Annotated in this window: 10 protein-coding genes; 9 read left to right on the top strand and 1 reads right to left on the bottom strand. The window is 52.7% G+C overall.

The window, feature by feature from the left end:
* Nucleotides 1-133: 133 nt before the first annotated feature.
* Nucleotides 134-1366 (bottom strand): peptidase U32 family protein, encoded by a 1233-nt coding sequence (locus KJB30_RS10155; protein ID WP_214298730.1) that lies wholly within the window; start codon nt 1364-1366, stop codon nt 134-136.
* 148 nt (nt 1367-1514) lie between these two features.
* Between KJB30_RS10155 and ybgF the strand changes: the two genes are divergently transcribed.
* The 9 genes from ybgF to KJB30_RS10110 all read left to right on the top strand — a co-directional run bounded on the left by ybgF (nt 1515) and on the right by KJB30_RS10110 (nt 15495).
* Nucleotides 1515-2240 carry a tol-pal system protein YbgF gene (gene ybgF / locus KJB30_RS10150; protein ID WP_214298728.1) on the top strand — a complete coding sequence of 242 codons (726 nt, stop codon included), beginning with the start codon at nt 1515-1517 and terminating at the stop codon, nt 2238-2240.
* Between the two features lie 33 nt (nt 2241-2273).
* Nucleotides 2274-3293, top strand: coding sequence for a LysM peptidoglycan-binding domain-containing protein (locus KJB30_RS10145; protein ID WP_246545617.1), 1020 nt, complete (start codon nt 2274-2276; stop codon nt 3291-3293).
* Between the two features lie 76 nt (nt 3294-3369).
* Nucleotides 3370-4473, top strand: a complete 1104-nt coding sequence (gene dprA / locus KJB30_RS10140) for a DNA-processing protein DprA (protein WP_214298726.1) — start codon at nt 3370-3372, stop codon at nt 4471-4473.
* A gap of 85 nt (nt 4474-4558) precedes the next feature.
* A complete protein-coding gene (gene topA / locus KJB30_RS10135; RefSeq protein WP_214298724.1) occupies nt 4559-6901 on the top strand; it encodes a type I DNA topoisomerase in 2343 nt (780 codons plus the stop codon).
* Nucleotides 6902-6974: 73 nt separating this feature from the next.
* Nucleotides 6975-8285, top strand: a complete 1311-nt coding sequence (trmFO, locus tag KJB30_RS10130) for a methylenetetrahydrofolate--tRNA-(uracil(54)-C(5))-methyltransferase (FADH(2)-oxidizing) TrmFO (protein WP_214298722.1) — start codon at nt 6975-6977, stop codon at nt 8283-8285.
* A 259-nt stretch (nt 8286-8544) separates the two neighbouring features.
* A complete protein-coding gene (locus tag KJB30_RS10125; RefSeq protein WP_214298720.1) occupies nt 8545-9834 on the top strand; it encodes a (Fe-S)-binding protein in 1290 nt (429 codons plus the stop codon).
* Nucleotides 9835-10025: 191 nt separating this feature from the next.
* Nucleotides 10026-10589, top strand: coding sequence for a helix-turn-helix domain-containing protein (locus KJB30_RS10120; RefSeq protein WP_214298718.1), 564 nt, complete (start codon nt 10026-10028; stop codon nt 10587-10589).
* A gap of 153 nt (nt 10590-10742) precedes the next feature.
* Nucleotides 10743-12467: an acyl-CoA carboxylase subunit beta gene (locus tag KJB30_RS10115; RefSeq protein ID WP_214298716.1), complete on the top strand. Its 1725-nt coding sequence runs from the start codon at nt 10743-10745 to the stop codon at nt 12465-12467.
* Nucleotides 12468-12618: 151 nt separating this feature from the next.
* Nucleotides 12619-15495, top strand: a complete 2877-nt coding sequence (locus tag KJB30_RS10110) for an ATP-binding protein (RefSeq protein ID WP_214298715.1) — start codon at nt 12619-12621, stop codon at nt 15493-15495.
* Nucleotides 15496-15581 lie beyond the last annotated feature (86 nt).

Genomic DNA, 15581 nt, shown 5'->3' with positions numbered 1-15581 from the left:
GGAATGATCTCCCAATAACAGATGAATGGCGCTGCCGTCCATCATTTTTAATGAAGACTAGAGACAACCTGCAGAAGGTAAAGAGAAAATGGCGCTGATGCCATTCCCTCAGCAGAATTGGAAATGAAAGGATTCAGTTCGAGGCGGAAGTCTTTTCCCGACGAATAAGATCAAAGGGCACAATGCCGGCCGGTACAGCCATCAGAACAAGTTGATTGGGATTAGCGGAGGCCGTTTCGTAATTGCCGTGGGAATCGAGTACAGTCAGACCTTCAACCCGCAAGCTTGCCGATCGCATGCCCGGACCGATGAACTCCAGCTCATCGCCAAGCCTGATGCGGTTACGTACGCCAATCACAGCCATGCCGCCATCACGCACCTCTTCAACACGGCCTACAAATTCATGACTGCGGATATAGGCAGAATGATATTCCTGCCCAACATCGCGAGGTTCGCCGAAGAGAAAGCCGGTGGTGTATCCACGGTGACTCAGCTTGGAAAGCTCATCCATCCATTCTGGCCGGCAGCGGTAGCCATTCGGATCCGCCCAATATTCATCCAGTGCCTGACGGTACACTCGCAACACGGATGCAATGTAATTGATCCCCTTCATGCGTCCCTCGATTTTGAGCGACGCTGCTCCGCTGCGGACAAGCTCCGGCAGGTGTTCGAGCAGGCAAAGATCCCGGGAATTGAAGATGAAAGTACCACCCTCATCCTCCACCACAGGGAAATATTCACCCGGACGCTGTTCCTCCACCAGATGATAATTCCAGCGGCAGGGATGGGCACACTCCCCCTGGTTGGCATCGCGACCGGCCATGGCGCTGGAAAGAAGGCAGCGTCCGGAGTAGGAGATGCAGAGCGCTCCATGGACGAAGACTTCTGTTTCGATGCCGCTGCGGGTGACCGTTTCTATAATTGCCTCAAGAGTAGTTTCCCGGGCGAGATTGACTCGCGATACGCCTTGGCGTTTCCAGAAACGGGCACTGCGCCAGTTGATGGTATTGGCCTGGGTGGAAAGGTGCAGCTGCCGCTCGGGCGAGATTTCCCGCACCAGGTCGATAACACCGGGATCAGCCACGATATAGGCGTCAAAAGGAAGCGGGGCAACCTCCCTGAGGTACTGTTCCAGCCGCTCCAGCGCATCGTTATGGGGATAGCTGTTAACCGTCAGGTAGACTTTTACTCCACGTTCATGACAGTAATTCAGCGCTATGGCCATTTCAGGAACGCTGAAATTGTCAGCAAGGTTGCGCAGACCAAAGGCCCGCCCTCCCAGATAAACGGCATCAGCGCCGTAATGAATGGCGGTTTTCAATTTTTCCATATTACCGGCAGGAGCCAGGAGTTCGGGTTTTTGCACAAGAGATTCCGGTCGTGAGAAATGAGATGATGTGGGGAATTGGATGCTAGCATATTCCCCCCCCCATTTAAACTGAAAAGGCAGCTTTCACTTGACAAACTACGCCATAACGCTTTAATTATGAAAATCATTGTTATATGGAGGAATTATGTCATCGGGCACCAACAGAATAGCCTGCCTCATATCGTTTTTCGTACTCGCTGGCTGTGCTTCTAATGACCTGATGATCAAGCGCCAATCGGAGGCTGAGGCAAAACTCGAACACCTGATTCAGACCGACCGGACAACCGGGCAACAACTGAATGAGCTGACCAGCCGCATCCTCACCCTGGAAGATCAGTTAAAGGCTTCAACAGCACAGAACAAGCAGATTCAAACCAGCCTGCAGGAGTTACGGACTTCTCAAGATGAATATAAAGCACGTCTGGTCCTGCTTTCCCAGCGGACAAATTCTCCCAAGATAGAGGTGGTCAACACGCAATCCACTGAAAAAAACGGTGACAACAGCCCCCCGGCAGACTATCTCAAAGCATTCGGCCTCTATAGCTCCAACAATTTCTCAGCTGCCATCAAGGCTTTTGAGGCATTTCTTGCCGCATCCCCTGACAGTGAGTACGCGGCCAACGCACTCTATTGGATCGGTGAATGCCACTACAGTCAGTCGGACCTTCCCCAGGCCAGGATCATCTTTCAAAAAACAGCTGACAAGTATCCCAAAAGCTCCAAGGCACCTGATGCAATGCTGAAATTAGGCTTTACCTTGTCTGCGATGAATGAGCGTGACAAAGCAAAAGCACTCTTTGAAAATCTGATCAAGACCTATCCCGGTAGTCATGCCGCAGCCAAGGCTCGCGAGAGACTGACCGCCCATTAATGAGACATTATCGGAAACATGAAGGTAACCATCATGATTAAAACCAAACATCTCATCCCCTTGCTGCTGGCCCTGTTTCTGGCACTGCCTTTCCGGGCACAGGCGCTCGACCAGAATGAACCGACAATTTATGTGATCAAAAAAGGGGACACCCTCTGGGGACTCTCGGAACGCTTCATCAAAGACCCCAATTATTGGCCGAACATGTGGTCAAAAAACAGCCAGATTACCAACCCGCATTTCATCTATCCGGGACAGAAAGTCCGTATTTTTCCAGACCGCCTTGAGATAGTACCAACACCCAACAGCAAGACAGCAGCAGCGCAACAAAAGACAATCAAGCCCGACATTGTGCAGGAAGTGGCTGAAGAGAAGCTTTTTCCCATTCGCGGCAACGAGGGATTCCTTTTAGAGAATGGAACCAAACCATTTGGTTCCATCATCAGCGGCCACCATGATCGGGTCCTGATCGGTGTCGACGACATGGTCTATACCGATATCGGAGCCATTAACGGTGTCAAGGGTGGAGAAAAATTCGCCATTTACAAAGCCGAAAGCGCAGTAAGTCATCCGCTGACGAGCGAGATCATGGGCAAGAAAATAGTCCCTCTCGGCACACTGCAGCTTACAGACGTTGAGCGGACTGCATCACGGGCAATTATCACCCGGAACTACCAGGAAATATCACCAGGTTCATATCTGCTTCCGTTGCGCGAAAATCCCCGCCGTGAAGTTGCTCTCAAAATGGCAACCATCGATTTGAAAGGCTATATTGTAGAAAGTGCAACCGGAACAGGCATCATTGCCGACGGTGACATTGTGTACATCGATCTCGGCAGCAATCACGGAGCTGAGCCCGGCAACATGCTGTACGTTGTGCGCGATGTGAAAGTTGACCAGCGCTATGCCGAGGGAAGAGTTGAACGCTTGCCCCAGGAGTTGCTGGGTGCTCTCGTTATTCTGGAAACCGGCAAAAAAACGGCGACCGCCTTGGTTGTAAAAAGCATCGACGCCATATATAAGGGCGACAAGATTGTCACAGCGCCCAAATAAATAGTACGCAGCAAATTATGACCGGCCCCTGGCCGGTCTTTTTTTTTCATTCCTGGCACCTCGAGAAGAAAATACAATGCTGCTGTTCGATGAAAGCGAAGATTATTACTGGATTGGGCTAAAGGCCGTGACCGGAGTCGGCAATGTCACTTTTCGCCGACTGCTGGAGCGCTTTGACACTCCCACGGGTGCTTTGACAGCATCGCCTGATGAATTGCGCACTGCCAGGGGTGTCACAGTTTCCATTATTGATGAGATCAGAAGCGGAGCATGGCAACGCTTTGCCGAAGAAGAGTGCCGGCGACTCCGCACCAGCAATGCCAGACTGATCAAATTCACTTCGCCGGATTACCCCAAATCCCTGTTCGAGATCCCTGACCCTCCCCCCTTCCTCTATGTAAAAGGCCACCTCTGTCCCGGAAATCCGGCTATCGCAATGGTGGGGTCGAGGCGAGCCACCACCTACGGTCTGCTGACCACCGGACGTCTGGCCGAGGCATTGGGAAGGAATGGAATTACCGTGGTATCAGGCATGGCACGTGGCGTAGATACGGCCGCCCATAAAGGCGCACTTCAGGGTGGCGGTCAGACGGCAGGTGTATTGGGATGCGGAATCGACAAAATCTACCCACCGGAAAATCGCAAGCTGTTCGATGAGATGGCCGAAAAAGGCTGCCTGTTATCGGAGTTCCCCTTGGGGACCCAACCGCTGGCGGAAAATTTCCCGCGTCGCAACCGGATCATCAGCGGCCTGTCCCGGGGTGTGCTGGTAGTAGAGGCCGTCGAGAAAAGCGGATCACTGATCACAGCCCAATATGCCCTGGAGCATGGCCGGGATGTATTTGCCGTCCCGGGCCATATAACGTTTGCCACCAGCCGGGGGACCAATCGTCTGATCAAGCAGGGGGCCAAGCTGGTTGACTGCGTAGAAGATATCCTGGAGGAGCTGCCGGGCTTCACCGCCACAACCGGCAGGCCGATCCCAGCTTCACCCAGTTTCAGTCTGTCACCGAGAGAGGCTGCCATCTATGAACTGCTGTCCCGTTCCCCCCTGCACATCGACGACATCATCAGCCAAACTGAATTGACAGCCGGGGAGGTTTCCTCTATGTTACTGCACCTTGAGCTCAAGGGGGCGGTAACAGCGCTTCCGGGCACACATTACGCAACAACTGTATGAAAGTAGTGGAGCAGATTGCAGGAGTGATGAAGTTTGCAGCATCGTGGCGAACACCCACCAATCGGTAAAAAAGGAATATACATATATGCCGCAAAATCTCGTAATAGTCGAATCACCGGCCAAAGCCAAGACAATAGAAAAATTTCTTGGGCCGGACTATAAAGTGCTGGCCTCTTTCGGGCATGTACGGGCACTGCCCAGTAAACAGGGCTCGGTGGATATCGAAAGCAACTTTGAACCCAAATACCATGTGCTGCCGGAAAGCAAGAAGCATATTGATGCAATCAAAAAGGCGCTCAAGGATTCGAATCGTCTCCTATTGGCAACTGACCCCGACCGCGAGGGAGAGGCCATTTCCTGGCATCTGCTGGCGGCCCTTGGACTTGACAAGAAAAAACCTGGAATAGATATCCAGCGGGTCGTGTTCCACGAAATCACCAAGGATGCCATCGTTCACGCTGTCGAAAATCCCCGCGGAATCGCTGTAGAGCTGGTGGATGCCCAGCAGGCCCGGTCTGTGCTGGACTACCTGGTAGGCTTCAATCTCTCACCTTTTCTTTGGAAAAAGATCCGTTACGGCCTTTCCGCCGGGCGTGTACAGTCAGTGGCTCTGCGGCTGATCTGCGAAAGAGAAAAAGAGATCCGTGCTTTCATCGAGCAGGAGTACTGGACCATCGCCGCCCGTTTGGGAGTGGCTCCAGGCCAGGAATTCAAAGCCGGACTGGTGGACGTCGGCGGCAAGCGTCTCGGAAAGTTTGATATCCCGGACGCCGCGACGGCCGATGGCTTGAAAAATGCCCTGCAGACCGGCAGCTATCGGGTGACCAAAGTAACCAAGAGTGAAAAGAAGCGTAATCCGTCCCCCCCGTTTACCACCTCAACACTCCAGCAGGAAGCATCCCGCAAGCTCGGCTTCTCGGCAAAGAAAACCATGTCTACTGCCCAGAAACTGTACGAAGGGATCGATATAGGCGAAGGGGGCACCGTCGGCCTGATCACCTACATGCGTACCGACAGCGTCAACCTTTCCAATCAGGCACTCCAGGAAGCCCATGATGTCATCACGGCAGCCTACGGTAAGGAATATGCTCTTTCAAAACCGCGTATATTCAAAACAAAAACCAAAAATGCCCAGGAAGCCCATGAAGCTATCCGCCCGACCTATATCGTCAAGACCCCGACAGAGCTGAAAAAGTTTCTCACTCCTGACCTGCACAAACTGTACGAGCTGATCTGGAAACGCACCGTGGCCTGCCAGATGACCGAGGCGCTGCTGGATCAGACATCGGTTGATATCACTGCAGATCTGGCCCAGCCGATTGCGCTGGTTCAAGTAATGGCAGATGATGCCGCGGCATCCAATAATCCCTTTGCCGGCGCAACGCGCTGCGGCCTGCGGGCTGCCGGAACGGTGATTCGCTTCCCCGGTTTCATGAAGCTTTATATCGAGGGACTTGACGATCAGGATGAAGAGAAAGAGGGGCTGCTGCCGGCAATGAATGAAGGGGCAGACCTGAAACTGCACGAACTGCTCCCGGAGCAGCACTTCACCCAGCCTCCCCCACGCTACACCGAGGCCACTCTAGTCAAAACCCTGGAAGAGTTCGGCATCGGCCGCCCCTCCACGTATGCTTCGATCATGAATACACTGGTTGAACGCAAATACACCCGCCTGGAAAAGAAACGTTTCTTTCCCGAGGATGTCGGCATGGTGGTCAATGACCTGCTGGTGGCACATTTCTCCCGCTACGTTGATTACAACTTTACCGCCGGCCTGGAAGAAGAACTGGACCAGGTTTCCCGCGGCGAAAAGCAGTGGAAGCCGCTGCTGAAGGAGTTCTGGGAACCGTTCGTGACCTTGCTCAAGCAGAAGGAGGGGGAAGTACAGAAATCAGACCTGACAACCGAAGCAACTGATGAAATGTGTCCCGAATGCGGTCAGCCGCTGGTTGTCAAGCTGGGCAAGCGCGGCAAGTTCATCGCCTGCTCCGGCTTCAAGGAAGGCTGCAAATATACTCGCAGTGTAGATGGAGACAAAGGCGCCGAAGCTGTCGAACCTGAGGTGTCTGAGGAAAAATGTGACAAGTGCGGAGCATCCATGCTGATCAAGGATGGCCGCTACGGAAAATACCTGGCCTGCTCCGGCTATCCCGGCTGCAAAAACATCCAGCCGCTTGTAAAACCGCGAGGAACCGGTGTAACCTGCCCGGAATGCAAGGAAGGCGAACTGACCGAGAAGAAGTCCCGCTACGGCAAGATGTTCTACTCGTGCAATCGCTATCCCCAGTGCAAGTTTGCCTTGTGGGACCTGCCGGTACACCAGCCCTGCCCAAAGTGCGGTTTCCCGGTAGTGGTCAAGAAGATTTACAAGAGAAAGGGAGAATTCCTGAAATGTCCGAAAGAAGGGTGTGACTGGACAAGCGAATAATATCCTTTTTCAGAAGCGGAAATTCAAGGCGGGGCACCACCCCGCCTTTTCTATTACGAGGTGTGACAATATCATGAACAAGACATTAACCATTATCGGCGCAGGTCTGGCCGGCTGCGAAGCTGCCTGGCAGGCCGCCCAGCGCGGTGTTTCAGTCATTCTGCATGAAATGAAGCCTGAAAAACTTTCACCGGCCCACCACATGCCCGGCCTGGCCGAGTTGGTCTGCTCCAACTCCCTGCGAGGAGACTCGCTGGAAAATGCTGTAGGCCTTCTCAAAGAAGAGTTGCGCCGCTGTAATTCTCTGATCATGGAAGCGGCAGAAGCTACCCGTGTACCAGCCGGCGGAGCACTGGCAGTCGACAGGCAGCTGTTCTCCGATTATGTGACAGCCAAAATCACTGCCCACCCTCTGATCCGCCTGATCCCTGGAGAGGTGAACGAGCTGCCCACGGAAGGAATGGTTATAATTGCCTCGGGACCGCTTACCAGCGACAACCTGGCGACAGCTTTGAGTGCCTTGACCGGCGATCGGCTCTATTTTTACGATGCAATTGCCCCGATTGTGGCTGCAGATTCTCTGGATATGGGCAAAATCTTCGCGGCATCCCGCTACGGCAAGGGGGATGGTGACGATTACCTCAACTGTCCGCTCTCAGAAGCCGAATATGTAGCCTTTGTAAATGAATTGCTTGGTGCAGAGAAAGTGGCTGCGCGGGATTTCGAGAAGGTCGTGCACTTCGAAGGATGCATGCCTGTTGAAGAAATCGCCTCCCGAGGGGTGGAAACCCTCCGCTTTGGCCCCATGAAGCCGGTCGGCCTCGTTGACCCAAGCACCGGAGCAGAACCGCATGCCGTGATACAACTCAGGGCCGAAAATCTTGAAAAGACCATGTTCAACCTTGTAGGGTTCCAGACCAAGCTGACCTGGCCGGAACAGCGCAGGGTCTTTCGGATGATTCCCGGACTGGAGCAGGCCGAGTTTGTCAGACTCGGCTCCATGCACCGCAACACTTTCATCAACGCGCCATCAATACTGCTGCCGAGCCAGCAACTGAAAAATGATGGACGCATCTTTTTCGCCGGCCAGATCACAGGAGTAGAAGGGTATGTGGAATCAGCCGGCAGCGGCTTTCTCGCCGGCCTCACCGCAGCCAGGTTACTGGCGGGCCAAGCCCAGGTCGTCCCGCCACCGGAAACTGCCCTGGGTGCATTGATGGCACACATCACCAACGCAGACACCCGACATTTCCAGCCGATGAACGTAAATTACGGACTGTTCCCGGACCTACCCGGTCGGGTAAAAAAGAAAGAGCGACGGGGAAAGCTGGCAGAACGGGCTTTAGTTATGCTGGACGAATGGAAAATGTCACTGCAGGAATAAAGAGCAAACGCGAGCTTTCCAGCCAAAAATTCTTTTCTTCGCATTACCTCAGAGCTTAGGTTACTCCGGCCTTTTCGAGGATTTTCGTGAGGCTAAGCCTGATTTTGTCTCAAGTCTTTCTCTGCGTTGCTCTGCGACTCCGCGCGAGATACGCCTTCAAGACTTTTAAATCTCAAGGATTGTCTTTCCGGAACGTTTTGGGCTATCCTGTCTAAGTGTTCCGTTTCCCCTGTGCCTCTGTTTTATGAAAGGTTCTCATATGTCCGACCAAAACAATGATCCCATCAAACGGGTTGAAGATCAGCTTAAAAAATGCGTCAAGTGTGGAGCCTGCCGGGCCAACTGTCCCGCCTTCAGTGCCTTCGGTCGTGAACCGGCTGTTGCCCGCGGCAAGGTGGCCCTGGCACAGCATATATTGAAGGACGACCTGGAACTGGACGACCAGACCTATGAAGCGATGTCAAAGTGCCTGTTGTGCGGAAGCTGTGTTGAAAAGTGCCCCAATGAAGTCCCCACCGACGAAATCGTAATCGCCGCCCGTGAAGCACTTGCCCAGAAACGTGGTCTGACTACATTTCACCAGGCAGTCGGCCAGGTCATCAAGAACCGTTCCCGCATGAAGATGGGGGCAAAGATGGCATCGGTGCTGGGACCGCTTTTCTTCAAGAAGGTCCCCGAGACATCAGGCCTGCGACTGCGCTTTCCCCTACCCTTTGTGGGAAACAGCCGCCATATTCCGGCCATTGCAAAAACGCCCTTCATTGATCGTCATCCCGAAGTGATTCCTGGCGAACCGGGCAAGCCGCGGATTGTCTTCTTCGTCGGCTGCATGACCAATTTTGTTTATACACAGGTGGGCGAGGCAACACTGGCTCTCTTCCGCCACCTGGGCTGCACGGTCATCATCCCCAAAGGCCAACAATGCTGCGGTCTGCCGGGCATGTCTGGCGGGGACCTAAAGACAGTACGTGAACTTGCTGAAAAGAACCTTGATGAGATGGAGCGCTACGAAGCGGACTATGTGATGAGTGCCTGCGCCACCTGCGGCGGAGCATTGCATCGCCTCTATCCGCTTGTGGTAGGAAAACGTAATCCTGACCTGAAAAACCGTCTTGAAGCTCTGGCAGCCAAGACGGTCGATGCTTCCCAGCTCCTGCATAAACTGGGACTTAAGCCGGAAGAAACCGGCACGGGAGAAAGGATAAACATCACCTATCACGACCCCTGCCATCTTCGTACCCGCGGAATTACTACCCAGCCGCGCCAACTGCTCAAGGCGGCACCCGGCGTGGAACTGGTAGAGATGGAAGGTGCCGATCGCTGTTGCGGCTTGGGCGGCACCTTCAATGTCTATCACTATGGTTCGTCAATGAGTATTAACGAGGCTAAAAGCAACGCCATTATGGCAACCAAGGCCGAGGCGGTAGTTACCGGTTGTCCCGGCTGTATGATGCAGCTTTCCGATGGGCTCAAACAGCACGGTTCATCCGTAGAGGTGCTGCATACACTGGAGATACTCTGCCGTAATCTCGGATTACTCAAACAATGATCGTTTTTTATTACCTCCTGCCGTAAACCTGCACTGTTCCTCTGCACTAACACCATTTTTAATGATAATAAAAGTTTTTTAGGCCTGCTACAGGCCTTTTTTATTGGAAATGAAAATTTATTGACTTTGGAGGGCAAATTGTATACAAACGCCGCAATCAAAACTGGTTATATTCCTCAACTGGTGGCTGTATGATGGATTTCAACATCGGAGCAAAAATAAAAAAACTGCGCTTGGCCAAAAAACTGACTCTTCAGGCGGTGGCCAGGGAAACCGGTTTTTCGCCTGCGCTGATTTCACAGATTGAAAACAACAATGTATCCCCGCCCATAGCAACTCTTTCAAAAATAGCTAAATTTTTCGATGTAAAAATCGGCATTTTTTTCGCCGAAGATGAAGAGGAATGCCGCTTCGAAGTTGTCCGCGCCAATGAGCGCAAAGCTATTCCCAGAGTCATATCCCGGGCAGGAACCAGCCAGGGGTATTCCTACGAGTCCCTCTCCTTCCATAAGCAGAATAAAAAAATGGAACCCTTTCTCCTGACGGTGACTGAAAAGGTACTGGAAGAGAATACCTACAGTCATGATGGCGAAGAGTTCCTTTTTGTTATGAAAGGCACAGCAGAACTTATTCTGGACGACAAGCGGATTACCCTTTACGAAGGCGACTGCGTCTATTTCGATTCATCTCTCAAGCACCGGCTGCTCTCTAAAGATGGAGCAGAAGTCAAGGTTCTGGCCGTCGTTACCCGTTAGCATCAACCCGTGGGGGACACACTGCGAGGTTCTGGAATGCCTACGTGTGCCCCTCACTTCCATTTTACGTTACCGACAACAGGAGGATTGGGATGGGCAGGAAAAGCATGGCGTTGATATTTAATAACTTCATTTATGGGAAGGATGGCCACGATGTCCAATAATGTAATCAAGCCGCAACTGAAGAATCCGTTTGATCCGCCCGAGAAGCTGGAATTCAATATTCCCGGTGAGATCTCCAAAGCCACTGGTGGCTATGAAGAGGCCATGAAAGAAGGCTATGAGCTGATCCAGCGCCCGATCAAATCGGTAAAGATCGACCAGATCGAAAAGCAGCATTTCAAAAAGCGTATGACGGTCTGGGAGCGCCTGCGCATCCTTTCCGACAAGGCGCCCAACGTCCTTTTTCAGAACTGGGGCAAAAATCTGGACGGTGCTTCACTTGTTACTGCCGTCCTCAACATCGACGGACGTGATGTGGCCGTGTATGGCCACGATTTCACCGTGCGAGCCGGTTCCATCGACGCCACCAACGGCAGCAAATTGGCCAAGCTCTTCAACATGGCCGGCGAGAAGGGCATCCCGCTGATCGGCATGAATGACTCTGCAGGCGCCTTTGTACCAGCCGGGGTAGGAGGTCTGGACGGCTATGCCGAGGCCTTTACCGCTCTACGCAAGATCAGCGGCGTAGTACCCTCCATCATGTGCATGTTCGGCTTCAACGCCGGCGGCGGTTCCTACCTTCCCCGCCAGGGCAGCTTCGTAATCCAGCCTAACGACACCTTCTTCGGTCTTACCGGACCGGGGGTTGTCAAATCGGTGCTTGGCGAGGACATTACCCCTGAAGAACTGGGTGGACCAAAAGTGCATGGTCGCTCCGGAGTTGCCGACCTAACCGTTACAGACGAGGTGGCTGCGCTGCGAACTGCCAAGCGACTGCTCTCCTACATTCCCGACAACAACAGCTTGGGAGCCCCTTTCCAGTCCACAAGCGATCCACTCAACCGCAAGACCTGGGAAATTAACACCCTGCTCAAGAAAGCCTTTAATTCGCCGACCGGCTTCAATACTCCTTTCGATGTCTCCATCATCATCCAGCAGATCTGCGACCATGGCGATTATTTCGAACTGCAGCCGGAGCGGGCCAAGGAAGTCGTCACCGCCTTCGGTCGCCTCGGCGGTCAGGTGGTAGGATTTGTTGCCAACAATTCGGCCGTTTCTTCGGGCCAGATCGATTGCGACTCTGCGGTCAAGATTGCCCGGTTCGTCCGCTTCTGCAATATCTATAATATTCCAATCATCTTCATGGAAGATACCACCGGTTTCCTTCCCGGACGGGAGCAGGAATCACGCGGAATAGTTCAGGCCGGACGCTCCATGCTTGATTCCATTGTCGACGTGCGCACCCCCCGCATCCTGCTGATTCTGCGCAATGCCTACGGCGGAGCATATGCTTCCTACAACAACTACCCTACCGGAGCAGACCTGGTGCTTGCACTTCCCACCACGCGCCTCGCGGTTATGGGACCGGCAGGTAAAGAGTTTGTTTACAAGGATGAGGTCCGCAAAATCAGGGTAACTGCTGCCGATATGATTAAGAAGGGAACGGAAGAACGCGTCAATTGCGGCATGGATGCAGCATCTGCCAAGAAAGATGCCGAGAAAGAATCAGCCGAATGGTTGAAGCTCCAGGAAGCTGCCTTGAATCAGCGTTACGAAAAAGAGCTGATGAATCCTCGAGAAGGTCTGGCTTTGGGCTCCATCTCCTCCATCGTCATGCCAACCGATCTGCGTCAGGTCCTGGGCGAGAACATCGCCTTCCTGATGAGGCACTACAAACCCGGCCCGATGATGGGACCACAGCGTGAATTCCACTAAAAAATTTATTCACTACAGAGACACAGAGAGCACGGGGTAATCAAAGATGAAGATGACGCACTGGGCTCAATATTATGCCTGAAGATCTTAGTTCCCTTTGTGCCTCTGGGGTGAATTCCTGATTCGAATTTAATTTATGGAGATAAAGCCAATGAACGACCTGTACATGAACAACCCCCTGATTCACCGCGACCGTCGCCTCGGCACGTCTGATTCAGCCTGGGTGAGATCATTCGCCTGCGAAGACCTCAAGCCGCTGATCGTCTGTCGCGGGCCGATCCGCAAGGAAGCAATGGATGTCTTCGAAGAGATGGGCATGACCCATTTTGGCATTCTGCTTTCCGAAAAAGATTCCATTGTCTATGCCAATGCCCTTGCTCCGGAACTGCGCCAGTTAACCGACTCCAACCGCGTCCATCGGGTACCTGATTACACCGGTGCCAGCAAGGAAGAACGCGTTGAACGAATTGGGCAGATCATTCAAATCGCCAAAGACAACGGTTACGATTCCATCTTTGCCGGTTACGGCTTTATGGCGGAAGATGAAGAATTCGTTGCGGCAATAGAGAAGGCCGGCCTGAACTTCATTGGCCCTAACTCTCGCACCCAGGCCGATGCCGGCAAAAAGGATGAGGCCAAGCGAACCGCTCTCCAGGTTGGCGTAAGCGTCACCCCAGGCATAAATAATGTAACTGCCCGCACCCTGGTTAAAAAGCATGGCACCAGAGATAAGCTCAAAGAACTGATCACCCTCCATAAACTGGACGTTGACGCCAACGCTCTTGATGATGAGACTTCTCTTGAAGATCTGGCGGATCAAATCCTTTATGCCTCTTACGATAAAGGTCTTGACCTCTATTCCATCGAAGAGCTTTCTGCCCAGGTGCAGGTCGAAGTTGTTGCCATGTTCAAAGAGTACCCAGCCAGCCGTATTCGTCTCAAAGCCATTGGCGGCGGCGGCGGTAAAGGCCAGCGTATACTGGGTGCATCGCTTCTTTCGCTCGAAAATCCTTCTGAGGCCGATATCCAGGAAGCAGCCGCAGACACTCCAACTCTAGTTCGTGAAGTACTGAACGAAGTCAAGGCCAACGGTATCGGTGACAACAAGAACGTTCTCGTCGAACTGAATATCGAGCAGACCCGCCACAATGAAATCCAGCTTCTCGGCAACGGGGAGTGGTGCGTTTCTTTGGGTGGTCGCGACTGTTCTTTGCAGATGCATGAGCAGAAACTGCTCGAGATTTCAGTGACCCAGGAAGGGCTGACAGAGGCCATAGAAAAAGCCAGGAACGCTGGGCGAACAGCTGAGGTCAAGGCACTGGAAAGCGACTTGAACGTGCTCAGACGCATGGAAGAGGATTCAACCAAATTTGGTCAGGCAGTCGGCCTTGATTCCGCATCGACCTTCGAATGTATCGTTGACCGTGACCGTTACTACTTCATGGAAGTCAATACCCGCATCCAGGTTGAACACCGGGTATCGGAACTCTGCTACAGCCTCAAGTTCACCAACCCTGATGATCCAAATGACTTCTTCATCGTCGAATCACTGGTTGAGGCGATGGCACTGTTGGCGCGCCACAAAAAGAAACTCCCCAAACCAGAGCGGATTCTTCGATTCAAGGCAGCTGCCGAAGCGCGTCTCAATGCAACCGATTCTTCATTGTCGCCTCATGCCGGCGGCATGATTCGCTACTGGTCTTCCCCCATCGAGGGCGAAATTCGTGATGACCAGGGAATTTGCCTGGTTAACCCTGACACCGGCATGTTCATGCGCTACAAAGTGGCTGGCGCCTATGACTCCAATATCGCCCTGCTTCTCACCAAGGGCGAAGATCGTCTTGCCAGCTATTTGCATCTTTCCAAAGTACTCGGCAAAACCGTGCTCCGCGGAAGTGATCTGGCGACTAATCTTGAGTTTCATTATGGGCTTGTGAACTGGTTCCTTGGTCAGAATGTGATGGCAAAACCAACTACCCGGTTCGTTGTGCCGTATCTGACCCTGGTTGGGCGATTGAAGGAAGAGGCGGGACGCCTGGACACATTATTTGCCTTCATCCAGATGAAGAAAGCTTATGCAAAAAAAATGGCTGCCCTGTTTCCTGATGATCCAAAAATGGCCAAGGAAATGTCGTCAATTCTGGATCGTAAAGGTACTTTGGTCACCCGACCAATGGACAAGCTTCTGGAAGATCCGCACCTGCTGTCCGGATGGCTTTCTCTCAACCGCAACAACTTCACCATGGAGAATGGCAAAGTGGTCTGGCATGATAATCCCTTTGTTATCCTGGCTGATACCTACGAATATCTCAATATGACCTACGATACGGCTGCCCCCGCTGCAGACGTGATCTGGGACCATGACAACGAACTACTTCAAAAAGGTCTTCGCTTCTACTCCACCCTGTCACAGCGTTTCAATCTCGGCATGCACGAGTTTGATACACTGTCGGACCTGTTGACCAAAGAACAACCTCAGGATGGCTTCAGCGTCGAAGAATGGGGTCAGATCCGTTCGGCGCATATGGGCTTTGAAGCAGGTCTGGAATTGCTCGGGATGCTGTTCCTTGTAGCTGAAAATGTTAATTTCTGGGACTTCAAAGTGGAAGACAATCTTGAAGTCACCATTCCGGAAGAGTTGAACGACACCGATCTACAGACACAGATGAGGAAAGTTCTGGTTCCTCCTCCAGCCACAAAAGCAGATGAGATCGTGGCAATTTGCGGCGGCATGTACTACGGCCAGGAAGCTCCAGGCCTGCCGCTGTTCGTAAGTGAAGGGATGCATTTTGAAAAGGGACAGGCGCTTTATATCATCGAAGTCATGAAGATGTTCAACACGGTCCGGGCGACCTTCTCCGGTACTATAGACAAAATCATCATGCAGGGTGCTGACGGTAGCATTGTTCAGAAGGGTCAGCCATTATTCAAGGTAACCCCGGATGAGAAGTTCGTGGAAGTCAACCCTGAAGAGATCCGTCTCGTCAAGCGCGAGCAGACCACTACATATCTGAAGGCTGTTCTATAATCGGGTCGGTGCTTTCACCGGGCTGATTTCAGCCCTTGGTGTTCCGACTGACCCTGTCTGAAAAGACGGGGTCAGTCGTTTCAGCC

The sequence above is a fragment of the Pelotalea chapellei genome (assembly GCF_018531195.1).
Taxonomy (GTDB): domain Bacteria; phylum Desulfobacterota; class Desulfuromonadia; order Geobacterales; family Pseudopelobacteraceae; genus Pelotalea; species Pelotalea chapellei.
This window is presented reverse-complemented; position numbering and strand designations above follow the sequence as displayed.

Bases quoted from the DNA above. Each gene is read 5' to 3' on its own strand.
- ybgF (WP_214298728.1), top strand. From the start codon at position 1,515: ATGTCATCGGGCACCAACAGAATAGCCTGCCTCATATCGTTTTTCGTA.
- KJB30_RS10145 (WP_246545617.1), top strand. From the start codon at position 2,274: ATGATTAAAACCAAACATCTCATCCCCTTGCTGCTGGCCCTGTTTCTG.
- dprA (WP_214298726.1), top strand. From the start codon at position 3,370: ATGCTGCTGTTCGATGAAAGCGAAGATTATTACTGGATTGGGCTAAAG.
- topA (WP_214298724.1), top strand. From the start codon at position 4,559: ATGCCGCAAAATCTCGTAATAGTCGAATCACCGGCCAAAGCCAAGACA.
- trmFO (WP_214298722.1), top strand. From the start codon at position 6,975: ATGAACAAGACATTAACCATTATCGGCGCAGGTCTGGCCGGCTGCGAA.
- KJB30_RS10125 (WP_214298720.1), top strand. From the start codon at position 8,545: ATGTCCGACCAAAACAATGATCCCATCAAACGGGTTGAAGATCAGCTT.
- KJB30_RS10120 (WP_214298718.1), top strand. From the start codon at position 10,026: ATGATGGATTTCAACATCGGAGCAAAAATAAAAAAACTGCGCTTGGCC.
- KJB30_RS10115 (WP_214298716.1), top strand. From the start codon at position 10,743: ATGTCCAATAATGTAATCAAGCCGCAACTGAAGAATCCGTTTGATCCG.
- KJB30_RS10110 (WP_214298715.1), top strand. From the start codon at position 12,619: ATGAACGACCTGTACATGAACAACCCCCTGATTCACCGCGACCGTCGC.